At 52.3% G+C, this 22,665-nt stretch carries 24 protein-coding genes and 1 pseudogene; 7 read left to right on the forward strand and 18 right to left on the reverse strand.

Annotated elements, in window-relative coordinates:
- The coding region (gene alaE / locus FDX03_RS18795; RefSeq protein ID WP_137346449.1) for an L-alanine exporter AlaE at window positions 1-437 on the reverse strand (437 nt) is incomplete at its 3' end.
- A gap of 35 nt (window positions 438-472) precedes the next feature.
- Window positions 473-796, reverse strand: coding sequence for a hypothetical protein (locus FDX03_RS23620; protein WP_170973111.1), 324 nt, complete (start codon window positions 794-796; stop codon window positions 473-475).
- Between the two features lie 195 nt (window positions 797-991).
- Here FDX03_RS23620 and stpA point away from each other — a divergent pair, with 195 nt between their 5' ends.
- The gene (gene stpA, locus FDX03_RS18800; protein WP_048212996.1) at window positions 992-1,393 is read left to right on the forward strand and encodes a DNA-binding protein StpA; all 402 of its coding nucleotides are present in this window, start codon (window positions 992-994) and stop codon (window positions 1,391-1,393) included.
- 35 nt (window positions 1,394-1,428) lie between these two features.
- Here the strand turns inward: stpA and FDX03_RS18805 are convergent, their stop codons facing one another.
- From FDX03_RS18805 to FDX03_RS18815, 3 genes are all read right to left on the reverse strand, one after another.
- A complete protein-coding gene (locus FDX03_RS18805; protein ID WP_115601600.1) occupies window positions 1,429-1,608 on the reverse strand; it encodes a hypothetical protein in 180 nt (59 codons plus the stop codon).
- 90 nt (window positions 1,609-1,698) lie between these two features.
- Window positions 1,699-2,226: a rhodanese family protein gene (locus FDX03_RS18810; RefSeq protein ID WP_137346397.1), complete on the reverse strand. Its 528-nt coding sequence runs from the start codon at window positions 2,224-2,226 to the stop codon at window positions 1,699-1,701.
- A 9-nt stretch (window positions 2,227-2,235) separates the two neighbouring features.
- A complete protein-coding gene (locus tag FDX03_RS18815; protein ID WP_137346398.1) occupies window positions 2,236-2,535 on the reverse strand; it encodes a metalloregulator ArsR/SmtB family transcription factor in 300 nt (99 codons plus the stop codon).
- Between the two features lie 184 nt (window positions 2,536-2,719).
- Between FDX03_RS18815 and FDX03_RS18820 the strand changes: the two genes are divergently transcribed.
- Together FDX03_RS18820 and lysM are read left to right on the forward strand one after the other, a co-directional pair.
- Window positions 2,720-2,878 carry a YqaE/Pmp3 family membrane protein gene (locus FDX03_RS18820; protein ID WP_003037242.1) on the forward strand — a complete coding sequence of 53 codons (159 nt, stop codon included), beginning with the start codon at window positions 2,720-2,722 and terminating at the stop codon, window positions 2,876-2,878.
- Between the two features lie 95 nt (window positions 2,879-2,973).
- Window positions 2,974-3,423, forward strand: coding sequence for a peptidoglycan-binding protein LysM (gene lysM / locus FDX03_RS18825; RefSeq protein ID WP_003037241.1), 450 nt, complete (start codon window positions 2,974-2,976; stop codon window positions 3,421-3,423).
- 12 nt (window positions 3,424-3,435) lie between these two features.
- Here lysM and csiR read toward each other — a convergent pair whose 3' ends face one another.
- The 9 genes from csiR to FDX03_RS18870 all read right to left on the reverse strand — a co-directional run bounded on the left by csiR (window position 3,436) and on the right by FDX03_RS18870 (window position 13,813).
- Window positions 3,436-4,122, reverse strand: a complete 687-nt coding sequence (gene csiR / locus FDX03_RS18830) for a DNA-binding transcriptional regulator CsiR (protein ID WP_115601602.1) — start codon at window positions 4,120-4,122, stop codon at window positions 3,436-3,438.
- A 45-nt stretch (window positions 4,123-4,167) separates the two neighbouring features.
- Entirely contained in the window at window positions 4,168-5,568 is a 1,401-nt protein-coding gene (gene gabP / locus FDX03_RS18835; RefSeq protein ID WP_048212991.1) for a GABA permease, read from the reverse strand.
- 142 nt (window positions 5,569-5,710) lie between these two features.
- Complete coding sequence (gene gabT / locus FDX03_RS18840; protein ID WP_115601603.1) at window positions 5,711-6,994, reverse strand: 4-aminobutyrate--2-oxoglutarate transaminase; 1,284 nt, start codon at window positions 6,992-6,994, stop codon at window positions 5,711-5,713.
- A 25-nt stretch (window positions 6,995-7,019) separates the two neighbouring features.
- Window positions 7,020-8,468: an NADP-dependent succinate-semialdehyde dehydrogenase gene (gene gabD / locus FDX03_RS18845; RefSeq protein ID WP_137346399.1), complete on the reverse strand. Its 1,449-nt coding sequence runs from the start codon at window positions 8,466-8,468 to the stop codon at window positions 7,020-7,022.
- A gap of 23 nt (window positions 8,469-8,491) precedes the next feature.
- Window positions 8,492-9,760 (reverse strand): L-2-hydroxyglutarate oxidase, encoded by a 1,269-nt coding sequence (gene lhgO, locus FDX03_RS18850; protein WP_115601605.1) that lies wholly within the window; start codon window positions 9,758-9,760, stop codon window positions 8,492-8,494.
- A 19-nt stretch (window positions 9,761-9,779) separates the two neighbouring features.
- Window positions 9,780-10,757, reverse strand: coding sequence for a glutarate dioxygenase GlaH (gene glaH / locus FDX03_RS18855; RefSeq protein WP_048212987.1), 978 nt, complete (start codon window positions 10,755-10,757; stop codon window positions 9,780-9,782).
- A gap of 239 nt (window positions 10,758-10,996) precedes the next feature.
- On the reverse strand, window positions 10,997-11,710 hold the full coding sequence (locus FDX03_RS18860; protein WP_003037218.1) for an MgtC/SapB family protein: 714 nt from the start codon (window positions 11,708-11,710) through the stop codon (window positions 10,997-10,999).
- 31 nt (window positions 11,711-11,741) lie between these two features.
- Window positions 11,742-12,977 carry an MFS transporter gene (locus FDX03_RS18865; protein ID WP_061068425.1) on the reverse strand — a complete coding sequence of 412 codons (1,236 nt, stop codon included), beginning with the start codon at window positions 12,975-12,977 and terminating at the stop codon, window positions 11,742-11,744.
- An 11-nt stretch (window positions 12,978-12,988) separates the two neighbouring features.
- Complete coding sequence (locus FDX03_RS18870) at window positions 12,989-13,813, reverse strand: MBL fold metallo-hydrolase (protein ID WP_049002292.1); 825 nt, start codon at window positions 13,811-13,813, stop codon at window positions 12,989-12,991.
- Between the two features lie 334 nt (window positions 13,814-14,147).
- On the opposite strand from FDX03_RS18870, the gene FDX03_RS18875 reads away from it, so the two are divergent.
- Window positions 14,148-16,322, forward strand: coding sequence for an extracellular solute-binding protein (locus FDX03_RS18875; protein ID WP_061068424.1), 2,175 nt, complete (start codon window positions 14,148-14,150; stop codon window positions 16,320-16,322).
- A 52-nt stretch (window positions 16,323-16,374) separates the two neighbouring features.
- Here the strand turns inward: FDX03_RS18875 and FDX03_RS18880 are convergent, their stop codons facing one another.
- A complete protein-coding gene (locus FDX03_RS18880) occupies window positions 16,375-16,980 on the reverse strand; it encodes a short chain dehydrogenase (RefSeq protein WP_061068423.1) in 606 nt (201 codons plus the stop codon).
- Window positions 16,981-17,078: 98 nt separating this feature from the next.
- Between FDX03_RS18880 and FDX03_RS18885 the strand changes: the two genes are divergently transcribed.
- On the forward strand, window positions 17,079-17,975 hold the full coding sequence (locus tag FDX03_RS18885) for a LysR family transcriptional regulator (RefSeq protein ID WP_137346400.1): 897 nt from the start codon (window positions 17,079-17,081) through the stop codon (window positions 17,973-17,975).
- A gap of 91 nt (window positions 17,976-18,066) precedes the next feature.
- On the opposite strand, the gene FDX03_RS18890 is transcribed toward FDX03_RS18885, so the two are convergent.
- From FDX03_RS18890 to FDX03_RS18900, 3 genes and pseudogenes are all read right to left on the reverse strand, one after another.
- Complete coding sequence (locus FDX03_RS18890) at window positions 18,067-19,581, reverse strand: tripartite tricarboxylate transporter permease (RefSeq protein WP_137346401.1); 1,515 nt, start codon at window positions 19,579-19,581, stop codon at window positions 18,067-18,069.
- A 10-nt stretch (window positions 19,582-19,591) separates the two neighbouring features.
- Window positions 19,592-20,026 (reverse strand): annotated as a pseudogene (locus FDX03_RS18895) (tripartite tricarboxylate transporter TctB family protein).
- A gap of 14 nt (window positions 20,027-20,040) precedes the next feature.
- Window positions 20,041-21,018: a tripartite tricarboxylate transporter substrate binding protein gene (locus FDX03_RS18900; protein ID WP_061068421.1), complete on the reverse strand. Its 978-nt coding sequence runs from the start codon at window positions 21,016-21,018 to the stop codon at window positions 20,041-20,043.
- A 153-nt stretch (window positions 21,019-21,171) separates the two neighbouring features.
- Between FDX03_RS18900 and tctD the strand changes: the two genes are divergently transcribed.
- Window positions 21,172-21,846 carry a transcriptional regulator TctD gene (gene tctD, locus FDX03_RS18905; RefSeq protein WP_048212982.1) on the forward strand — a complete coding sequence of 225 codons (675 nt, stop codon included), beginning with the start codon at window positions 21,172-21,174 and terminating at the stop codon, window positions 21,844-21,846.
- The coding region (locus tag FDX03_RS23625) for a sensor histidine kinase N-terminal domain-containing protein (RefSeq protein ID WP_249357110.1) at window positions 21,833-22,665 on the forward strand (833 nt) is incomplete at its 3' end. The genes tctD and FDX03_RS23625, both read left to right, overlap by 14 nt.

A 22,665-nucleotide genomic window follows, 5' to 3' on the forward strand; every position in this document is an offset into this window, starting at 1 on the left:
TGGTGGTAGCTGCTGACCTTAAACAGGCGGCGGCAATAATCAAGGAAGTAGCCATACACTGCACCCATCAGCATTGAGACCACGATGTTGGAGCTTACCGCAGCTGTGATCTGGTGCCAGTCTGCGCCAACCGTCAGCAGAATAATCACATATACCGGTGACTGGAACGTGACATAGGCCAGCACATCCGCCAGGTTTTTCCCCCATCCTGCCTGCGTGGCTTTGCGTGCCGCGCGCATAAACAAATCGCGGTACATACCGTATGGCCAGGCGATCAGGATGTTGACGGGGATAGCGACCAGTCTGGAGTACAGTGACTGTTCGAAACTCATTCCTGAAAGGAATATCTCGATCAACATGTTCACGACAGAACAATAAACAACCATCGCGAACGTGTCTGCTACTGCATGACGCAAGCGTGACTGCGGAGAGAACATGTTAATGCTCCTTGTAAAAAGGGGGAAAAAGGTTTTCAATACCTTCTTGCTAGTGATTTGTCTTGCTGCTTTCGCGTTTGAGTAGGATATCTGCCTGGATAATAACTATCAACTAGCTTAAAATTTTTATTTATTGCCTTTTTGTCGATAAAATGCTCTGTAGTGGTTTGTTTTTTGTTCGTTTTGGTATTTTCGTTGTCATGAAAATTAAAACCATTAAAAATCAATAAGTTGTTTTGACTTGTTTTTCTGAACTTTTTGCGCTCCTTTTTGAATGTTGACGAATGTTGCGCATATCTACCGCAACGCCTGCGCGATGCCTGTATTGGTTTATCTGGTGCGGCAGCGAGATATCCCAAGTCTATTTATTCTGGTTGCTGGCCGAATATAAAATATCGCTGACTAAAGATCACCGTATGACAAGATAAATAATAATAGCGATTGTCGTTTTAATATCTTGCGACAAAAAAGAGACTGGAAAAAGAAAAAATACTCGCATACAATTTGCTTCGTAATACCGATTTCTGTTTTTGCGTTAAAGAGGTTTTATTAATATGAGTTCAATGTTAAAAAACTTAAATAATATTCGATCGCTACGGGTCATGGCGCGTGAATTATCCGTCGAGGTTCTGGACGATATGCTGGAAAAACTTCGGGTAGTCACCAAAGAACGACGTGACGAAGAAGAACTGCTGCAGCGCCAACGTGCAGAACAGCAGGAAAAAATTAATACACTGCTGGCGATGATGAGAGCTGATGGGATTGATCCTGAAGAACTGTTGAGCATGTCGGCGGCAACATCGCGTTCGGTTAAGAAACGTCAGCCGCGTCCGGCGAAATATCGTTTTACGGATACTAATGGTGAAACAAAAACATGGACAGGACAAGGCCGCACGCCAAAGCCGATTGCACAGGCGCTGGCTGCCGGTAAATCTCTCGATGATTTTTTGATCTAATATCAATGCGGTGAGGGGAACCTCACCGCTTATTTTCAGCAGACGCCGAAATCGCCTTCTTCAGAATATCGCGTGACATCAGCAACTTTTAGGGTGTATTTTTCGCCACTTTCATTGCTGGCTTGTACAGCCACAATTTGTTCGTCTTTTACTTCGACAACTTTCAGTTTTGGTCCGCCCATACGCGGTTGCACCAGATCGCCAGGTTTAAACATATTGTTGCGCTCCTTTATTTATCATTTATCGCAGAACTCACCATAGATCACGTCAATCGGCGGGTACAGCGTTGTTTATTCTATTACCGCTTAATGAGTACGTCGGTTCCATGGCATTTTGTCGAGCAGTCGCGCCATACCGCAGAATCCAGTTACACCCGCAAGTACCAGCCCCGCACCGACAAAACCGCTGAGTAAGAAGAAGCCGCTGTTAACGGCGTAACCGAGAATGACGCCAAGCAAGGCAAGGCTGCCTGCGGCAATCTGCACCTGACGCATTAGCGGCAACGGTTGCGAACTGTCTTTTGCAACCGGCAGACCGGCCGCTTTCCAGCCGTCAATTCCACCTTCCAGCAGCCAGACCTGCGCGGGCGCAGCAATGGCGCTCAGTTTTGTTGCCGCATTTTGTGTACGTTTGCCTGACTGGCAGTGAAAAATCACCTGCTCGGCGCGTAAATTCGCAGGCAGCGATCCCTGCTCAAGCGCGGGCAACGGTGCCAGATGAGCCTCAGGAATATGCTCGTGCAGATACTCGTCAGCGTCGCGGATATCAATTAGTTTTGCGCCTTGTGCGACCAGCGCCTGCGCCTCGCGCGGGGAAATCGTCCCAATAGTCATGATGGCTCCTTATGGGCAATACAGTGTTTTTAATGTAGCGATCAACGAATTCACGGCCGCATTTTTAATGGAGTAGAGGATGCGCTGGGCATCGCGCTGGCTGTCTATCAGTCCTTCTTCACGCATACGCGCCAGATGCTGGGAAGTGGCGGAAGGGCTAAGGCCGGTAATACGGGCTAACTCGCCTGCGCTGGTACCGGGTGAACCGCAGAGCATGCACAAAATCAGCAACCGTTTCGGGTTACTCATCGCTTTAAGCAACGCGGCAGCCTGTTCCGCGCTGGCCTGGAGTTGTTCAAGTTCAGTCATATTTATTTTAGCATAATCTAAATTAAGAAAATTCTAAAATAAAAGATCAACGTACGCCAGCGTAAAAAGCGTAAAAGAGGGTAAAACAACAGGGCTAGACGGGAGGAGTTAGCTACACTGATTAATCTTAGAGATAAAATCTCTTTTTAAACAATGATTAATTTTTTGCTTGTAGGGAGTGTGTATGGGTTTCTGGAGAATCGTTTTTACTATTATTTTGCCTCCGCTCGGCGTGTTGCTGGGTAAAGGATTTGGTTGGGCGTTCATCCTCAATATCGTTCTGACGCTGCTGGGGTACATCCCTGGTCTGATCCACGCCTTCTGGATACAGACGCGTAACTAATTCCCCTTCTACAGCGGCGCTTTGGCGCCGTTTTCTTTGCGCCTCGTTCTCCTCTGCTACACTTTTGGGGTTGATTGTTAATTACCGAGGTGGATATGGGACTCTTCAATTTTGTAAAAGATGCGGGTGAAAAACTGTGGGATGCGGTCACTGGAAATCATGACACAGCCGATCTGGCAAAAAAAGTGCAGGAACATCTGAATAAAACCGGTATTCCGGATGCGGATAAAGTGGACGTCCAAATTAACGAAGGCAAAGCCACCGTTTCTGGTGATGGATTAAGTCAGGAAGCGAAAGAAAAAATCCTGATTGCGATTGGTAATATCTCTGGTATCGCCAGCGTCGATGATCAGGTTAAAACCTCTGCGCCCGCTAGCGAAAGCCAGTTTTATACCGTGAAATCAGGGGATACCCTGAGCGCGATTGCCAAACAGGTTTACGGTAACGCCAATCTGTATAATCAAATATTTGAAGCGAATAAACCAATGCTGAAAAGCCCGGATAAAATTTATCCCGGGCAGGTTTTACGTATTCCGGAGCAGTAATATTATTCAGGCTTATTCCGTCAGCAATTTACCGGACATCGCCTGTTGAATAATCGGAATCGGCGTCAGCAGGTGCTGGCGCATTAATTCGCTGGCGCGCGCGGCATCGCGTGCCAGAATAGCTTCGGTCAGTGTTTGGTGCTGATCGTGTTTGTCTTCCAGCATCTCCACCGACAGCACCGTTTTTCGCAGCCAGATAAACCGGTAGCGCGCCGCCAAATCGAACAGTCGTTCGCGCATTTGCAGCAGATATTGTGAACCACAGCCAGCGACAATCGCCGAGTGAAACGCCTGATGGCGCAGATCCCACTCGTCGAGCATCTGTTCACTGGCGTCAATAGCTTCAAGCTTACTAAGCATATGCGCGCGCGCCAGAATTTCAGCCTCCCAGGCGTCGTCGCCGCGTTCAATGGCCAGCGCGACCAGCATGGCTTCCATATTGGCGCGGGCATCGAAAATATCGAGCAACTCCTGCTCTGACATCGGGGCGACACGATACCCTTTCTGATTCACCACCGTCACCAACCGCTCGGCAACTAACTGCGAAAGCGCTTCGCGCAGTGGCCCAACGCCAAGATCATAACGCGAGGTCAGCAGGCTCATACGCAGTTTTTCATCAGGCTGATACACACCGCGGATGATGTCGTTCTTCAGCCAGCGGTATCCATCAATGGCCGTCGGTTGGGGAATGGCGGTCATGGTCATACTCCTGAAAGGATTTCCCGGCCTGCGCCGGGAACAGGTTTAATGCGTATTTTGCAATGGTGCTTTTTGCCACGATAGCAGTTTTTTCCAGCGCGACATAATGGGCACGGTGCAAATAATGCCTATGGCTAACAATCCGGTAGAGATAACTTCCAGCTGTTGTGCCGGGCGAAACAGCATCACCACCAGCACAAAGATAATAAACGCGATCACCAGCCAGGTAAGCCACGGATAGAGCCACATTTTCAGTTTAATTTCGCCGCCTCGCGCCAGCAGGATTTTGCGCATCCGCAGTTGAGAAACGGCAATGACCAGATAGACCAGCAGTGCGATGGCACCGGAACTGTCGATCAGGAATTTAAACACCTTGGCCGGGGCGTAATAGTTGACGATGACGGTGAGGAATGCCGCCCCGGTAGACAGCAACACCGCCACATACGGCGTTTTGCTGCGGTTTGTTTTACCCATAAAGGCGGGGGCATCGCCACGACGGCTCAGGGAATAGAGCATGCGTGATGATGTATACAGCGCGGAGTTGAGACAGCTAGTCACCGACAGCAAAATGACGCAATCCATGATCAGTTTCGCGTGCGGAATATGCAGTAACTCCAGTACCGAGCGGTAAGAACCGACTTCTTTCAGTCCCGGCATGTTCCACGGGATCAGTGCCACCACCACAAAAATAGAGCACAGATAGAAGATGGAGATACGCCAGATAACCGAGTTGGTGGCGCGAACGATATGTTTATCCGGGGTATCGGATTCGGCGGCGGCGATGGTAACTATCTCTGCGCCCATAAAGGAGAACATGGTGATTAACATTGCGCTGATCACGGCGCCAAAACCGTTGGGCATAAAGCCGCCCTGATCCCACAGGCGCGAAACCCCGCTGACCTCAGCGTAGGGATAGAAGCCGCTAATCGCCGCTGCGCCGAGGGTGATAAACGCCAGAATGGCAACCACTTTGCACAGCGCCAGCCAGAACTCGAACTCACCGTAATTTTTGACGCTCAGCAAATTACTGCCGGTTAATGCCAGCGTGATAACCAAAGAAAACAGCCAGATGGGGATGCCAGGCACCCAGGAGTGCAGAATGATGGCGGCGATATTCGCTTCCAGTGGGATAACCAACACCCAGAACCACCAGTACAACCAGCCGATGGTGTAACCCGCCCAAGGGCCGATGGCCTTATCGGCGTAGGTGGAAAAAGAACCGGTATCCGGTGTGGCGACGGCCATTTCGGCCAACATGCGCATAATCATCACCACCAGCAATCCGGCGAACAGATAGGCTAATAATACTGCGGGACCGGCTTCTGCTATCGCCACGCTTGAACCGACAAACAGACTTGCGCCGATTACCCCGGCAATAGACAGCATGGTGACGTGGCGTGATTTCAGCCCGCCCCCTAAATCATGTGATTGTGACAGTTGCCCCATCTTTAAACCTCTCGAAAGTATTTCACTTGGGAGAGCACCCCGGCATTCCCGCGCCGGGGCACGCGTATTATTGTTATTGACCCTGTTTGCCGGATGGCGGCTCCGCCTTATCCGGCTTAAAACTCCCCGTTTTGATACGGGTTTAACCCTGTTTTGCCTCGGCAAAACACTGGGCGATAATGTCCAGCCCCTGGCGGATTTGCGCATCTTCAATGGTCAACGGGACAAGTATGCGCAGCACGTTGTAGTAAGGCCCGCAGGAGAGCAGGATCAGCCCTTTATCTCGCGCACGCGCGACAATTTCGGCGGTCAGTTTGGCGTCTGGTTTCGTATGGTCGCCATCTTCGAACAGTTCGATAGCAATCATCGCCCCCAGCCCGCGTACGTCGCCAATCTCGCGATGGGTTTCCGCGATAGCCAGCAGGCCTTCACGCAGGGTTTGCCCCAGCTCGTTGGCTTTTTGCAGCAGATCTTCCTGCTCGAAAATGTTTAGTACCGCCAGCGCGGCGGCACAGGCAATTGGGTTACCGGCATAGGTACCGCCCAGACCGCCCGGTGGAATAGCGTCCATGACGTCGGCGCGTCCGGTCACGCCTGCCAGCGGGAAGCCGCCGGCGATGGATTTGGCGAAGGTGGTGAGATCGGGCGCAACGCCCATCTGCTCCATGGCAAACAGCGTACCGGTGCGGCCCGCACCGCTCTGTACTTCATCAGCAATCAGCATGATCCCGTGTTCGTCACAAATGGCGCGCAGACGTTGCATAAAAGCAGGAGAAGCGGCGTAAAAACCCCCCTCGCCCTGAACGGGTTCAATTACGATGGCGGCGACGTCTTCCGGCGCGGCATCGTTTTTGAAAATGCGGTGAATGCTGGCGATAGCATCGTCGTCACTGATGCCGTGCAGCGGGCAAGGATAAAGCGCGCGATATACGTGGCCCGGCATCAGCCCCATTCCGGCAGAGTATGGGTTCACTTTCCCGGTCAGCGACAGGGTGTAGTGGGTACGGCCGTGGTAAGCACCGCTAAAGGCGATGGTCCCGGTACGTTTGGTGGCGGCGCGAGCGATTTTTACCGCGTTTTCCACCGCTTCGGAGCCGGTGGTGACTAGCAGTGTTTTCTTGGCGAAATCACCCGGCACTTTCTTGTTCATGATTTCGCACAGCTCCAGGTATGGCTCATAGGCCAGTACCTGGAAACAGGTATGGGACAGCTTTTTCAACTGCGCTTCTACCGCAGAGACGATCTGCGGGTGCAGGTGCCCGGTATTCAACACTGCAATACCGCCGGCAAAATCGAGGAATTCACGGCCTTCAACGTCCCAGACCCGACAATTTTCTGCACGCTCGGCGAAAATTGGATGGATCTGGCCTACGCCACGGGGAACGGCGTTGCTGCGACGTTGCATGAGTTCTTTGTTGGTGCTCATCAGGTGTTCTCCAGTATTTATTTTATTAAAGGCCGATACACATATATTTGATTTCTAAGTAGTCTTCGATGCCGTATTTTGATCCTTCACGGCCAAGACCGGAGGCTTTGATTCCCCCAAACGGGGCAACTTCATTTGAGATGATGCCGGTATTAATCCCGACGATGCCGTACTCCAGCGCTTCGCCAACGCGGAAGACGCGGCTTAAATCTCGGGCGTAGAAGTAGGCCGCCAGCCCAAATTCGGTGTCGTTGGCCTGAGCAATGACGTCCGCTTCATCTTTAAAGCGAAACAGCGGCGCCAGTGGGCCAAACGTCTCTTCTTTGGCGACTTTCGCGTTGTCAGGCACATCCACCAGAATGGTGGGCTGGAAGAAGTTACCGCCGAGCGCATGAGGTTTACCGCCCGCGATAATGCGCGCGCCTTTATCCAGAGCATCGGCGATGTGTTCCTGCACTTTGGCAACCGCTTTATCGTCGATCAGCGGTCCGGTAGTGACCTCTGGTTGCAGACCATCGCCGAGATGCAGTTTGCTCACCGCCTGCTGAAGTTTTTCGGCAAAACGCTCATACACGCCGTCCTGAACGTACAGGCGGTTGGCGCAGACACAGGTTTGCCCGGCGTTACGGAATTTCGAGGCCAGCGCACCTTCCACGGCTTTATCAAGGTCGGCATCGTCAAAGACGATAAATGGCGCATTGCCGCCCAGTTCCAGCGATACCTTTTTGATGTCTTTGGCGCACTGCTGCATTAACTGACGGCCAATTTCGGTTGAGCCGGTAAACGACAGCTTGCGTACCAGCGGGTTGCCAGTCAGCTCATTACCGACCGCGCTCGCAGAACCGGTCACCACGCTGAAAACACCTGCCGGGATCCCGGCGCGATTAGCCAGCTCTGCCAGCGCCAGCGCGGAGAATGGCGTCTGGCTGGCGGGTTTAAGCACCATCGTGCAACCTGCCGCCAGCGCCGGACCGGCTTTGCGGGTGATCATCGCCGCCGGGAAGTTCCACGGCGTAATCGCGGCGGTAACGCCGATCGGCTGCTTGATGACGATCAGGCGTTTGTCGGCCTGATGGCCAGGGATCGTATCGCCATAAATGCGTTTGCCCTCTTCGGCAAACCACTCAATAAAGGAAGCGGCGTAGGTGATTTCGCCTTTGGCTTCCACCAGCGGTTTGCCCTGTTCCAGGGTCATCAGACGGGCGAGATCGTCCTGATGTTCAATCATCAGGTTGAACCAGCGGCGCAGGATGTTGGCCCGCTCTTTGGCGGTTAGCGCCCGCCACGCGGGCAGGGCGCGATTCGCGGCGTTAATCGCTTCGCGGGTTTCATCCGCCCCCATTTTCGGTACGCTACCTAATTTCTGACCGTTGGCGGGGTTGGTCACCGCGAGGGTCTCGCCGCTGTTGGCGTCACGCCAGTGGCCGTCGATCAGTGCCTGCTGGCGAAACAAGGTGGGATCGTTAAGTTGCATAATTGCTTCCTGTCTTAAAAAGGTTAACGGGTGAATGCGGCGTGTAATGTCTCCACGCTACGTGCCGCACGCAGCGTGCGTCCGGGATTACTCTGGTTCTCCAGCAGCGCATGAACTTTGCTGACAATATGTGCACCGATAGGGATTGCCGATGTTGCCGCCGGAGAAGGCGCGTTACAGGTGTGAATTGAGCGTGGCGTGGTGACAAACAGAAAATCGTCAATTAGCTTGCCATCAGGTGATACCGCCTGTGCCCGCACGCCTGCAGGCCACGGTTGCAGATCCTTAAGCGTCAGGCTCGGGCAATACTTTTGTACCAGCCGCAGATAACCGCTTTTGCACAGCGAGTTCTTCATTTCGCCAAGCCCGGATCGCAGATTGTTTTGCAGCACGCGGCGAATACCAGAAGAGCCGAGGATCTCCAGCGTATCGCTGAGCGAGAAGTCGCGTTTACGGTAGCCTTCACGTTTAAATGCCAGTACCGCGTTGGGGCCGACCGTGACGCTGCCGTCGATCATGCGGGTGAGATGTACACCAAGGAATGGCATTGCCGGGTCGGGGATCGGGTAGATCAGATGATTGACTATCTGGTTATGTTCTGACGCCAGGCGGAAATATTCGCCGCGGAACGGGCAGATAATGAATCCGGGGTCGATGCCAAGCATTTTCACCAGCCGATCGGCCATCAGGCCTGAGCAGGTAATCAGCGTCGCGCCCTCATATTCCTGGCCCTGACGGGTATGGACAATCACGCCCGTCGCATGCTCTTTCAGCGCGCTGACTTCGGCGTTATAAACAATCTCGCCACCTTTGGCCTGGAAAATCTTCGCCATCGCGGCGGTGACTTCGCGGTAGCTGACGATCCCGCTCGACGGGACAAAAATCCCGCCCAGCCCGGTAATGTTTGGCTCACGCTCATGCAATTCTTCGGCGTTTAACCACTCGCGCTCTAAACCGTTAGCGGCAGTGCGATCCCATAACGCGCGCATCCGCTCCATTTCCAGCTCTGAGGTGGCGACCAGCATCTTTCCGCAGACGTCATAGCGGATGCCGTTTTGGTCGCAAAAGGCTTTTGTGGCGCGATTTCCGGCCAGGCAAAACTGCGCCTTCAGGCTGCCGGGGGTGTAATAGACCCCGGCATGAATGACACCGCTGTTGTGGCCCGTCTGGTGGCAGGCCGGGCCGGACTCTTTTTCCAGTAGCGCGATTCTGGCGTCCGGATAGACATCAATCAGTTGCATGGCGGTCGACATGCCGATAATGCCGCCGCCAATAATCACAAAATCATACATCCGCTTTTTTCCTTCGCGCTTACTGATGAGTCTGGTAGTGGTTTGTCGCGTAAGCGAAATAGCCACGCTGGCGCATCAGTTCGCGGCGCAGGTCTGGGTGCGAGGTGAAACGATCGCGACCGTGCAGCCAGAACAGGTTGTTGATCAACAGGAATTTACCCACTGAAACCGGTACGGAAATAATACTTTTGCTGGTTTCCAGCGCGTCGGACAGGTCGCTCAGCCAGACGCCTTCTTCATAGTCTTTTGGCTGGACGAACTGGTCGATGTAGCGCATCACCGGACGACCCTGCTGGTCAACGTCAAATACCGGATGGAACACGTCCTGGCTCACGTTTTTGCTTGGCGGCGCGGCAAAGCGCATGGGGCGACGCGCCAGCGGGTGGGTAAAGTACTGATCCAGATGTTCCCAGTCGTCAAGGTGCAGCAGCAGCGAGTTACCGCCGGTCATGTTCTGCTCGTCAATCTTCATCATCAGCACATAGTCGGTGATCTCTTCGAGGTAGGTTCCGTCGTTGTGTAGCTCCATAACACGGTGCGGCTGTCGCAGATAGCTGTCTGAGTTATCAACGTTTTTTACCACGAAGCGCGCATAGTACTGACCGCTCATCGCATCAAAATTCGAGCGTCCGATAAGATGCGCTACCGCCGTGGCCAGCTTGACCATCTCTTCCGCCTGCGCCACATCATCCACGCCTACGGCATTGATCAGCAGTGCGCCTTCGGCACGATCGAGCAACGTTTTCAGCAACAGAGGCTGCAACTGATTGCCGCACAGGTCATCGAGGATTTTGCCGACTTTGAAGCGCAAGAAAGATTTGTATTCCAGGGCCTGTACCGGCCACTGCGCCACGGCCTGCAGAAATTGCTCAGTGGTCTCAGCGGAAAAAGTCAGCTCCAGCAGGCGTGGGGACTGGGCTGATGGTTTCAGCGTGAAACCGCTGTAGTGCTGGGCTGGATCTTCAGCGTTCGGTTTTACGGCAGTCAGTGCGTTCATCAAATCGTTCCTCTCAGTAGATTGTCAGGGAGATATGGCGCAGCTCGTTTCGTAGCCATAAATTAAAAATATCTACATTTTTGAAAAACGCGCACAGAATGTGCTTGTTTGTTTATTATTTGTGATCAAAAGCAACAAATATTTAACATTATAAAGGGTAGGGATTTAAAGCGAAGTGGGGATAGAACGGTTTTCTCAGGGGTAAAACCCCCTGATTTTAAAGTGGAAAGTAAAGTCTCTTAATGTTCAAGGGCGATAGCGCAGACGTGTTCAACATGGGTGAGATCGTGGTACAAGTCGGGCAAGGTCATCTTCTTACGAATTACGATTTTGAGATTAACCTCAATTTTACCCTTCTTAATATCCCTGATCGTTATGTTTTCAATAATGTTTTTCTGCTGATGGATGCGGGTTATCAGATTTTCGAGTGCATCGCGTTCATCAAGAATAACCCGGACTTTTACTTTTCCGGGAAACTGGTTTTTAGTCTGTAAGAAAATAATGAACGGGCTTAGTTTGATTGCCAATAAAAATAAAGCCGTGGCAAAAAAAGCATGAAAATAAAAACCGGCTCCACAGGTGATTCCCACCCCAGCAGATGCCCAGACAATTGCCGCAGTAGTGAGACCAGAAATAGCATCGTCGTGTCGGTGCAGAATGACTCCCGCACCGAGAAAACCAACGCCGCTGATAATCTGAGCCGCCAGGCGCATAGGATCGCTACGGATGTTCATCGAAATTTCAGCATAGTATTCCGCAGATTGTATTGATACGACAGTTAACACACAGCTGGCTACGGATAAAATAACGCAAGTTTTGAAGCCGACCGGTTTCCCTTTCGATTCTCTTTCCAGGCCAATAATGCCACCCAGAATAAATGCAATGCTGATTTTGATGATCGTAGTTAAAGGCAACAATCCTTGCTCATTGATGATGGCGGCCAGATTATTCATGCAATTACCTTAATGAAAGAGTCTTTAACGATCAGGAGTTTGCTTTTTTCAATGGGAGGTCTGCTTTGCGTTTTGAAATATCGTCCCGGAAGAATATCAGGAAGAATACGCTGACCACTGCGGCAACGCCTGCTGAAACCAGCCAGAATGTTTCCCATTGCGGTAACGCCTGTGGGCCTTGTTCCGTCACGGTGTTGTTAAAGATTTGCCCGCATACGGTAGAGGCAAACAGCAAACCGACGCCGTTGGAGACGATGAATCGTAAACTTTGGGCTTGGGCTTTAATCTCTGGCGCGGCTTTACGGTCAACATAAATGTCGCCCACGGTAAAGAAGAAGTCCCAGCAGAATCCCTGCAACATCAGACCGATCAGCACAAACATCATGTTGGCATCCAGTGATGCATGAGCAAACAACAGTGTGCGGATGATCCAGCAAACGGCGCCCAACATGAGAGTAATTTTGAAGCCGGCTTTCAGTAAGAAAAACGAGAGCAGGAACATAAAAATGACTTCACAGGCGATGCCGACCTGCATCATTGACGCGGCGTTATCGAATCCAAGCGCTTTTAAAAAGACCGGGATATAGGCGGAATAAGCTGTTTTGGGGATCATCAGGACAAAAATACTGAGCATCAAAACCGAGAAACTGCGGTCCTTGAAGAGTGCCAGAGCGTCCAGACATAACAGATCGCGGAGTGTAAATACGCTTCCTTTTGCTTTCGGTGGGGTGTTTGGCAACGTAAAGCAGTAAAGGCCGAGCACGACACCGGAGGCTGACGCAATATACCAGGTGATGGTATTTCCAGAATAGCCCATTTCACCAATAATAAAACCGATGACCATAAAGCCAAATGTGCCGAACACACGAATAAAGGGGAAGTATTTCACCCCGTTAATGTGGCTGAAACTGATGCTGTTAGCCAGCGCCGTTGTTGGATAAAACAGCAGACCGACCAGGAAGATCATGGTCAACGTCATGCCCGTGTTTTGTGCCTCAATAAATTGTGGAACAAACAACAGTACGCCAGCATTAATTAAATGCAGGATCGCCATGACTTTTTGTGACGAAAAGAAACGGTCGGCTACCATGCCAATAAAGAGTGGCGAAAGAATGGTCGCCAGACCAAGCAAAGCATAAGATGAGCCAATAATGGTCGCCATACCATAGGTACTTAATACCAGTCCCATGGTCATATTCCAGGCGCCCTGCATGAAATATTGTATGAACATCATAACCAGCAGGCGTGGTGTTTTATTCAGGTCCATATTGCATATCCTTATTGGTTGATGCTCAGGTTAAGCCCATCCCAGGCGACAAGAATGTTCTCTTTGTCGCACGCCGCCACGAGATCGTCGTGCAGTAGACCGCCGCTGTGTGAGACATGCGAGACGATGAGTTGGCTATTTTTCTCAAGGCAGCCCAGTTCTGCAAGCCTGTCTCTGGCGGCGAAAACAGTTTCCAGACTCATGTGGTTATTTGTACGGTTATCACCATTAAAACCGTAGGTACATTCCAGCACCGTTAAATCGATCTTTTTCCCTTTCAACCATTGCCAGGTGAGTTCAGGGAACCAGCCCGAATCATGTCCATAGAAAATTGACTGACCGTCTTTTTCGATAAACCAGGTATAACAAAGCTCCCATTTGGCATGGTTCGCCAGCAGTGGAGTGATTCGGTATCCGCGGGTTTCAACGGTTACGAAGGGAACCAGGCAATGAAAGGCAAATCTTTCTGCGCTGTAGCCAGGTAACACTTGTGCCGCGCCGTTAATCGCACGGTCATTACCAAAAATGTGCAACGGATGAGTAATCTCAAATCCGTACCCTTCCATTCGGCTAAAAAGATCGCCGACGTTGAAATGATCGGGATGTGTATGCGTGAACAGCAGCGATTTGATCTCTGTTGCGTCCAGGCCATCTCGCAGCAGTTGCTGAGTGAATTCAGGCGCGACATCAATCAACAGTTCATCGTCGATGATCGCTGAGGAGTGCGTGCGTATGTCTTTGCCTTTACGAATACGGGCTTGCTGACAGTGCTCACAACGGCAAAAAGGATTGGGTATCCCTTCGGATGCCGCGGTTCCCAGAAAATGAATATTCATGTTTCCCTCTTGATCAAAACAGAGTGTTGTTTTTTGAACGAAAATGTAATGAAACGTAATTGGAACGTGTCAATTATCATCCTGCGACTTCAAGGCAACAACGATCTTTTGTTGTAGAAGTGATCCTCTTCAAGAATTTATTGGTTTATTTTTATATTTCATGTTGTTGTAATTTTTGATTCATGTCTTCATGCTATGTGGGGTTGAGAGGTGGTTATAAGAATGTGTTGATAAAATGCACTTTTTAATATTGTAACGTTCAAATTATCTTGCTGAAGATAGTTTCCTGATGAGCGCCGTGCTAGCATCAAAGCATCAGGGGAAGGATGTAAAAATGCCAACTATCAAAGACATAGCAAGAATTGCCGGTGTGTCGCATGGGACTGTCTCGAATGTGCTCAATGGCAGAGGAAATGTAAGCGTTGAGAAGATTGAAGCGGTTCAACGTGCGGCCCGAGAAGTTGGCTATCAGTTGAATGCGCAGGCGCAATCATTGAGAGCCAGCAAAAGTCAGGGAGTGGCCTTGATTCTGCCCGACATCAATGCGGAACGTTACTATCAACTCTATCGGGGATTACACCAGGCCTGGCAACCTTCACTCAGCGAACCGGTTGATCTTTACCTGACTAATGATTTGCCCAATCTGGAACTGGATATTTTGCAAACACTGGCGGCAAAGTCTTACCAGGCTATTGTCACCGTGAGTTGCCTGGTCAACAGCCAGCCCTATTACGATATGCTCAGGCTCTCCCCGGAGAATGTGTTTTTTGCGTATCGCCAGCCAGCCGGTGCAGTTTGTTATTTTAGCCTTGACTATGTGACCGCAGGGGAAGAAACCGCAAGAAAGGCACTGGTGCAGCAGCCTGGTCATATTGGTGTTTTCTGCGAACCGCTGGAATTTGCCCACAGCGCACGCTTTACTCAAGCGATACAGAAGGTATGCCGGGAGTTAAGTCCGCACACAAAGCTTACGGTTATACCTGCGCATGCCAGTGAAGTTAACACCGTCGCGTTTGACTTTTTCCGGGGGGCGATACCCGATCTGTTTATTGTTCAGGACAGTGAGAAGACGCGTGCGTTGACGCAAGCGTCCTGGTTTGGGAGTTCTCAGTCCTGCCCGCCGATAGTACAACTGAGTGATAATCTTCCTGCATCTTTTGATGGAATCACCAGCTATCAGATGGATTATGCCCGCCTGGGGACAACTATTGCTTCATGTATTCGCCAACCCAAAAGTAAAGAGAAGCACCGTATTCTGACGAATTGCGGTTTTTCCTGGAATGGACAATACGCTCCGCCTCATGAGACGGAGGCGACGCTGAATATGTTAATTTTGCCCAGCCCTTCGACCGATGCGCTGAAGAAACTGTTACCTCACTTTTATCGCCAGACCGGTATTAAGGTTAATCTTGCGGTTTATCCGTATGATGAGGTTTTTGAAATTCTCTCTCATCTTCACCTGCACCCTTATTACGATTTACTGCGAATCGATATGGCGTGTTTTCCCTGGTTTGCAGAAAAAGCATTATTGCCGCTGGAGTCGGTCTCCCCCGAGCTCCCGTTATTGCTGGATAACTTCTCTGAGCAAATTAAGCAGCACTTTAGCCAGGTGAATGGGACTGCGTGGGCAATTCCCTTTGATGCCAGTATGCAGCTTCTGTTTTATCGACGAGATCTGTTTGAAGATGCGACGATTAAACGGATGTTTTATGAATCAACAGGAAAAGAGTTAACGCTACCAGAGAATTTCGCACAATTTGATGAGATTGCCGCTTTCTTTAGTCAACTGCATCAGCCAGAAAACAGACAGCGCCCGATGGGCACGGCAGTGACGTTGGGCAGTTCAGGACTTATCGCCACTGAGTACTTGCTGCGTTACTACGCGTTAGGGGGACGATTGGTGCGTGAGGGCGAGCCGGTACAACTTGATGCTTCGCTTGCTGCCGCTGCACTCGAAGAATATCTGCACCAGTTGTCTATCGCCGTGAATCTCCCTGGTGAGTGGTGGAGTGATGCGGTTAAACAGTTTGAGCGTGGAAATCTCGCCATGCTGATTATGTATCTCAATTTGTTTAACGATGTTGCGCATACGACCATCGCCCCCACGATCGGCTATGCTCCCGTTCCGGGGCAGCTTCCACAATTGGGCGGTGGCTCTATTGGAATGTCTCGCTACAGTAAGAAGAAAAAACAGGTTGAGCAGTTTTTTCATTGGCTTTATTCCGATGAAATTTCGCGCCATCTGGTTCTATTGGGGGGCAACAGCGCCTGGTCTGGAATATGTCACGATCAAAATGTTCTCAATCTCTACCCGTGGTTTAATTTACTGAATGAAAAAGGCATGACGGGAATACGGGAGTCTCAGGGAAGTAAAGGTGAGTCTTTTAACCTGCGACAGGCAGAGATTATTATCGGGCAAGGCGTGACGAATGCGATTAACGGCATTATGGACGTCACGCAGGCCGTGGAATACATCAATGCGCGGATCAGAAACGAAACGGGTGCCTGAAATATGCGACTCCTCGCCTCTTACTGATGACGTAAGAGGCGAGAAAAAGCGGTTAACAGTAACCCACTTTATAAATACGTCCGGTTTGAATGCCTTCCACGCTGCGGCGGTAAGCGTTGGCCACAGTTGCCGCTGGCACACTTTCAAAGCCTGGGAAGAATCCATCGTAGGCTTCAGCAGATTCACTCAGTACGGTCGGGCTTATCAGGTTAATACGCTGACCACGTTCCAGCTCACAGGCAGCCGCGCGCACAAATCCTTCCAGCCCGGCATTGATCGTTGCCGCATTTGCCCCCTGGGCAATGGGCTCATGGGCGATAATGCCGCTGATAAGCGTAATGGAACCGCCATCATTCAGGTAATGTTGCCCGGTTAAGGCCAGACGCACCTGGCCTAACAACTTATCCTGCAGGCCCTGATTAAATTCACTGTCAGTCATCGTTGATAGCGGGCCAAAGAACAGATTGCCGGTGGCGGAAACAATCGCATCCACGCGTCCAGTTTTTTCAAATAGCGCCTGTACGCTCTCTTGTGAGGTGATATCGACCTGGTAATCACCCTGCGTGCGGCCCACGCGGATAACCTCATGTTTACGGCTCAACGTCTCTGTGACTGCACGACCCACTGTACCGCTGGCACCAATAATGACGATTTTCATAACCACCTCCGCAATAGTGTGAGTCGCTATTCTTTAATGAAAATGAAATCAGATAAACTGGTTAAAAGTTAGATGATTGCTAACCAGAGGTTTGTAATATGGATAAGCTGCGCAGCATGGAAACGTTTATCGCGGTGGTGGAAAGTGGAAGCTTTACCGGTGCGGCAACGCGACTGGAGATATCTGCGGTGATGGTGGGGAAATATATCGCCCTGCTGGAAGCGCAGCTCGGTACGCGTCTGCTGGAACGTAACACACGCCGTCAGAGTCTGACCGACGCCGGGCGCGTCTATTTTGAAGAAGCCCGTCGCGTGCTGGAGCAGGTATCGATAGCCGAACGTTCGGTAGAGCGTCTGCGGCTGGCACCAGCAGGGACGCTACGCATAAGCGCGCCCACGTCTTTTGGCGCCTGTGTTATCTCGCCGCTGGCCGCGGGTTTTTTGCAAACCTGGTCAGAGGTACGCATTGAGTTAGATCTGACTAACCGAATGGTGGATCTGGTCGATGAAGGGGTCGATCTGGCGATCCGCATTGGTGATATTCATCAGACGGATGTGGTGGCGAAATATCTGTGTCCGTACCGTATGGCCATCTGTGCGTCGCCGGACTATCTTGCCCGATACGGCACTCCTCGAACGCCCGTGGATCTGGTGGATCATCTGTGTTTGTCGCATACCGTGTGGACGGCACGTAATGAATGGAAACTGCCGGGTGTGGCGGGTGAGGTCAGGTGGAAACGTGATGCAATTCTACGTTGTAATGATGGCCACGGCCTGCGTATGGCGGCGGTAGCGGGAGCCGGGCTGCTGTTACAACCAGAGGTTTTATTGGCAGAAGAGATCGCTAATGGTCGGCTGGTCCGGGTGCTGGAGGGGTTTACGCCAGAGCCGCGGCCAATTCATTTGTTGTGGCGCCAGGATTTGCGTCCACTGCCCAAGCTGACGCAGTTTGTTGAACATGTGCTGGAAGGAACGCTGGGGCTGCGCGGAAAATAAAAATGCCGGATGGCGTTGCGCTTATCCGGCCTACAACCGAGCCAAATTGTAGGCCGGATAGGGCGCAATAGCGCCGCCATCCGGCAATTTGTTAGCCGATGTCCACCTGCGGCTTATTGTTGCGTTTGCGGATCAGGCGCAGCACTGGCGGGATAACGATAACCATGACCGCCATCACCAGCAGGACTTTCGCCACGCCGCTGGCCCACAGAATATCCATGCTGCCATTACTGATGGACAGGGCGCGACGCAGGTTCTGCTCCAGCATTTCCCCGAGCACAAATCCGAGAATTAACGGAGACATCGGGAAGTGCATTTTACGCAAAATGTATCCCAGTACGCCGAGACCGACCATCAGTACCAGATCGAAGGTCGTGCTGTGGACGGCATACACGCCGACCGCCGAAACCGCCGCAATGGCCGGAACCAGGAACCACAGCGGAATGGTCAGCATGCGGGTGAACAGACCGATTAACGGAATGTTCATCACCAGCAGCATCACGTTGGCAATCAGCAGCGCCGCGATCAGTCCCCAGACGATATCCGGTTGTTCGGTGAACATTGCCGGGCCTGGCGTGATGTTGTACAGCGTCAGCGCACCCATCATTACCGCCGTGGTGCCCGAACCTGGTACGCCGAGCGTCAGCATTGGGATAAACGAGCCACAGGCCGAGGCATTGTTGGCCGCCTCAGGTGCGGCAACACCACGAATGTCCCCCTTCCCAAAGCTGTCGCTGTTACCGCTGAGCTTCTTCTCGGTCATGTAGGTGATAGCACTGGCGATGGTGGCCCCGGCGCCGGGCAGGACGCCGACGAAAAAGCCAATCACCGATGAGCGCAGCGTTGTGCCTACGCACTGCATACCTTCTTTGGCATTGAACAGCATACGGCCCGTTTTACGTACCAGCGTTTGGCCACTGCTGGTATGTTCCAGCATTAATAATATTTCTGAGACAGAGAACAGCCCAATCACTACCACGATAAATTGCACACCGTCGGAGAGATGAACACTGTCAAAGGTGAAGCGATAAACCCCGGTGTTGGCGTCTACGCCGACGGTCGCGAGTCCGAGACCGATAAGTGCTGCCAGAAATGATTTCAGTGGGTTCTGCGCCATCATGCTGCCGAGACAGGCAATGGCGAAGACCATTAAGGCAAAGTATTCTGCAGGACCGAATGACAGTGACCATTGTGCTAACGCCGGGGCAAACAGAATGATGCCGCCGATAGCGATAAGCGAACCGAAGAAAGAACTGACCGCTGAGATAGAAAGCGCCACGCCGCCGCGTCCCTGTTGGGCCATTGGATAGCCGTCAAGGGCGGTCATAATGGCTGCCGCATCGCCAGGAACATTGAGCAGGATAGAGGAGATGCGTCCGCCGTACTCGCAGCCGATATAAACAGTCGCCAACAGGATCAGCGCAGATTCCGCAGGGAGATGCAAAGCGAAGGCCAGCGGCAGCAGGATCGCCACGCCATTGATCGGCCCCAGGCCAGGCAGCAACCCAACGATGGTGCCGACAAAGCAGCCGATCAAGGCAATAACCAGGTTTTCCGGCGTCATCGCCACTGCGAAACCCTGAGAAAGATAAATCCAGGTATCCATCGTTTCTCCGTTAACCCAGCCAGGCGCCGAGTGGTAAGGTGACGTCAAGCAGTCGGTCGAAGGCGTACCACAACAGAATGCCGAGAACCGAACCGGAAATGCCCGCTGCCGGGATGGTTGCGCCGAACAGCATGCCAATCACCACGGTGAGAATGGCAGTGGCAATGGGAAAGCCCAACCATTCAAACCCCTAGGCGTACATCAGCAGCACAATCACCATCGTGAGCAACTTTTGCAGCACGTGGCGGCGAGGCCAACTGATGGTGTCCGGGTGGCGCAACAGCAGCGCGACGGCACACAAGAGCATCAAGCTAATAATGCCAAGCGGAAAGGGACGCGGCCCAACGGGTTCATAGCTGTATTCGCTGCTGATTTGCCAGGCCACGAACAGCCCGGCTATACAGAGCAACAGCCAGATACCCGCGAAAATACGATCGCTCATCATCTTTGCCCCCGGGCTTATTTCGCCAGACCGAAGGCTTTTGCCTGCTCACGATAATCGGTGACCTGTTTCTTCACGTAGTCATCGAGTTGCTTACCGCTCATGTTGAACTCGAACAGGCCACGCAGATCACGCTGCTTTTTAAATTCGTCGGTCTGTTGGAGCTTATTAAAGGCATCAACCCACCACTGGTAATCCGCATCGCTCACTTTTGGCCCAACGTAGAAGCCACGAATAATCGGCCAAACAAGGTCATAGCCCTGCTCTTTGGCGGTAGGGACATTGGCTAACTGGCCCGGCAGACGTTCATCAGAGAACACCGCGAGTACGCGGATCTTGTCGCCGCTGAGATAGGGCACCATTTCACTGAGATCGCCGGAAACCACCTGGACGTGATTGCCCATCAACGCGGTCACCGGTTCGCCACCCCCCTCAAAGGCGACGTAGCGCATTTTGTGCGGATCAACGTTGGCTTTTTGCGCCAGCAGCGCCGACTTCATCCAGTCCTGGCTACCGATAGAAGCACCCGCGCCAATCACCACGCTGTTGGGATCTTTCTCCATGGCAGTCAGCAGGTCTTTCAGCGTCTTCCAGGGGGAATCACTACGCACGGCAATCATGCCGTAGTCAGTGCCTACACTTGCCAGCCAACGCACGTCATCGACGCCATAGCGGCCGAATTTACCTTGCGACAGATTTAGCAGGGAACCGCCGGAGAAGGCCACGACGGTTCCGGCTTCGGCAGGACGTTGCGCGACGATAGCGTTATAGGCCACGGCACCCACGCCACCGGGCATATAGGTCACGCGCATCGGTTTTTCGATGGCACCAGTTTCCATCATGCTCACCTGAATCAGCTTACAGGTGAGGTCGAACCCACCGCCGGGTTTTGCCGGAGCAATGCATTCGGTGCGCGATGGCGCTTGTTCGGCTAAAGCAGAAGTACTCATCAATAAAATGCTTGCAGTAAGGGTACGAAGTAATTGTTTTTTCATTGTTTATCTTCACGCCGGAAAACCGGATTTTCGGGTACGGAAGAAGATTTTTGTGATTATGTGAGCCGATGTGTAGCAGTTCGGTTGCGTGATTGTTAAAACATTAACCTTTCAATTCCCTTTCAATGCGGCAGAAACTTTACAGGATGTGATATGCGTCTCTTATTAGCGGAAGATAACCGTGAGTTAGCTCACTGGCTGGAGAAAGCGCTGGTGCAAAACGGTTTTGCCGTTGACTGCGTGTTTGATGGCCAGTCGGCCGATCATCTTTTACACAGTGAAACCTACGCGCTGGCGGTACTGGATATCAACATGCCGGGATTGGATGGTCTGGAAGTCGTCCAGCGCCTACGCAAACGCGGGCAGACGCTGCCGGTTTTGTTGCTGACGGCGCGCAGCGCGGTAGCCGATCGGGTGAAGGGACTGAACGTCGGGGCCGATGATTATCTGGCTAAGCCGTTTGAGATTGAAGAGCTTGATGCCCGGCTGCGGGCCTTGCTGCGGCGTAGCGCAGGCCAGGTGCAAGGGATACAGCAACTGGGGGCGTTAGCGTTTCATGATGAAGGTTACTTTCTGTTGCAAGGACAACCGTTGGCGCTTACGCCGCGTGAGCAGGCCCTGCTGACAGTCCTGATGTACCGTCGACTGCGTCCGGTTTCACGTCAACAGTTGTTTGAGCAGGTGTTCAGTTTGAGCGATGAGGTCAGCCCCGAAAGCATTGAGCTGTATATCCATCGGTTGCGGAAGAAACTGCAAGGGAGCGACGTGCGTATAGCCACGCTGCGTGGCCTGGGTTATGTGCTGGAACGCTGCGATGAGATGGGTTAAGCCCCAGTCGTTGTACCTGCAACTGCTGATGTTTCTGGGGCTACCGCTGCTGTTGCTGTGGGGACTCTCGGCGTTTAACAGCTACGTTAGCGCATTACAGGCCGCGACGCAGGCGTATGACCGGACGCTGCTCTCATCGGCCAGAACGGTTTCTGAGCGGCTGGTGGTGCGCAATAAACACCTGGAAGTCAACGTGCCGTGGGTGGTACTGGACAGCTTTGAACTGAACATGAACGACAGGCTGTATTACAAGGTGGTCGATCCGGCGGGGAAGGTTATCTCGGGTTATGACGATTTACCGGCCATGCCGCCCGCGACCTCGCGTACCCGGCTGTATCCGGCGTTAGCGTGGTTTTATCACACGGAATATCGCGGTGAGGCGATCCGCGTGGCACGCCTGCTCCAGCCGGTCAATGAGGGCGGTATTGTCGGCATGGCTGAAATTTATGTCGCCGAAACGCTGCAATCGCGGCGCTATCTGGCGCGACAGCTGCTGTTTTCCTCGTGGGTTTCGCAAGGGCTGCTGGTGCTGCTCACTTTGGTTCTGGTCGGCTGGCTGCTGCGCCGGGTGTTACGCCCGATGCGCCAGCTGTCTTCGCTGATGGTGCGTCGTGAGCCGGGGCTACTGACGCCGCTGCCTGAGCTGCTGCCGTGGTCGGAAACCCGTTTGCTGATTGTCGCGTTCAACCGCTATATCGATCGACTGCGAGGGCTTATCTCCCGCCAGGAACGCTTCAGCGCAGATGCTTCCCATCAGCTCAAAACACCACTGGCAGTGCTGAAAACTCAGGCGGCGGTGGCTCTCGCCAGTCAGCAGCC

This window comes from Citrobacter sp. wls827 (assembly GCF_005280875.1).
Classification (GTDB): domain Bacteria; phylum Pseudomonadota; class Gammaproteobacteria; order Enterobacterales; family Enterobacteriaceae; genus Citrobacter; species Citrobacter youngae.

Coding starts and splice junctions, on each gene's coding strand:
- gabP (WP_048212991.1), bottom strand. CDS start 5,568: ATGGGGCAACTGTCACAATCACATGATTTAGGGGGCGGGCTGAAATCA.
- FDX03_RS18900 (WP_061068421.1), bottom strand. CDS start 21,018: ATGAAAAAACAATTACTTCGTACCCTTACTGCAAGCATTTTATTGATG.
- FDX03_RS18870 (WP_049002292.1), bottom strand. CDS start 13,813: ATGAATATTCATTTTCTGGGAACCGCGGCATCCGAAGGGATACCCAAT.
- gabT (WP_115601603.1), bottom strand. CDS start 6,994: ATGAGCACCAACAAAGAACTCATGCAACGTCGCAGCAACGCCGTTCCC.
- tctD (WP_048212982.1), top strand. CDS start 21,172: ATGCGTCTCTTATTAGCGGAAGATAACCGTGAGTTAGCTCACTGGCTG.
- gabD (WP_137346399.1), bottom strand. CDS start 8,468: ATGCAACTTAACGATCCCACCTTGTTTCGCCAGCAGGCACTGATCGAC.
- FDX03_RS18805 (WP_115601600.1), bottom strand. CDS start 1,608: ATGTTTAAACCTGGCGATCTGGTGCAACCGCGTATGGGCGGACCAAAA.
- FDX03_RS18810 (WP_137346397.1), bottom strand. CDS start 2,226: ATGACTATTGGGACGATTTCCCCGCGCGAGGCGCAGGCGCTGGTCGCA.
- FDX03_RS18820 (WP_003037242.1), top strand. CDS start 2,720: ATGGGTTTCTGGAGAATCGTTTTTACTATTATTTTGCCTCCGCTCGGC.
- lhgO (WP_115601605.1), bottom strand. CDS start 9,760: ATGTATGATTTTGTGATTATTGGCGGCGGCATTATCGGCATGTCGACC.
- FDX03_RS18885 (WP_137346400.1), top strand. CDS start 17,079: ATGGATAAGCTGCGCAGCATGGAAACGTTTATCGCGGTGGTGGAAAGT.
- FDX03_RS18880 (WP_061068423.1), bottom strand. CDS start 16,980: ATGAAAATCGTCATTATTGGTGCCAGCGGTACAGTGGGTCGTGCAGTC.
- FDX03_RS18860 (WP_003037218.1), bottom strand. CDS start 11,710: ATGAATAATCTGGCCGCCATCATCAATGAGCAAGGATTGTTGCCTTTA.
- FDX03_RS18875 (WP_061068424.1), top strand. CDS start 14,148: ATGCCAACTATCAAAGACATAGCAAGAATTGCCGGTGTGTCGCATGGG.
- stpA (WP_048212996.1), top strand. CDS start 992: ATGAGTTCAATGTTAAAAAACTTAAATAATATTCGATCGCTACGGGTC.
- glaH (WP_048212987.1), bottom strand. CDS start 10,757: ATGAACGCACTGACTGCCGTAAAACCGAACGCTGAAGATCCAGCCCAG.
- FDX03_RS18890 (WP_137346401.1), bottom strand. CDS start 19,581: ATGGATACCTGGATTTATCTTTCTCAGGGTTTCGCAGTGGCGATGACG.
- lysM (WP_003037241.1), top strand. CDS start 2,974: ATGGGACTCTTCAATTTTGTAAAAGATGCGGGTGAAAAACTGTGGGAT.
- FDX03_RS18815 (WP_137346398.1), bottom strand. CDS start 2,535: ATGACTGAACTTGAACAACTCCAGGCCAGCGCGGAACAGGCTGCCGCG.
- FDX03_RS18865 (WP_061068425.1), bottom strand. CDS start 12,977: ATGGACCTGAATAAAACACCACGCCTGCTGGTTATGATGTTCATACAA.
- csiR (WP_115601602.1), bottom strand. CDS start 4,122: ATGACCGCCATTCCCCAACCGACGGCCATTGATGGATACCGCTGGCTG.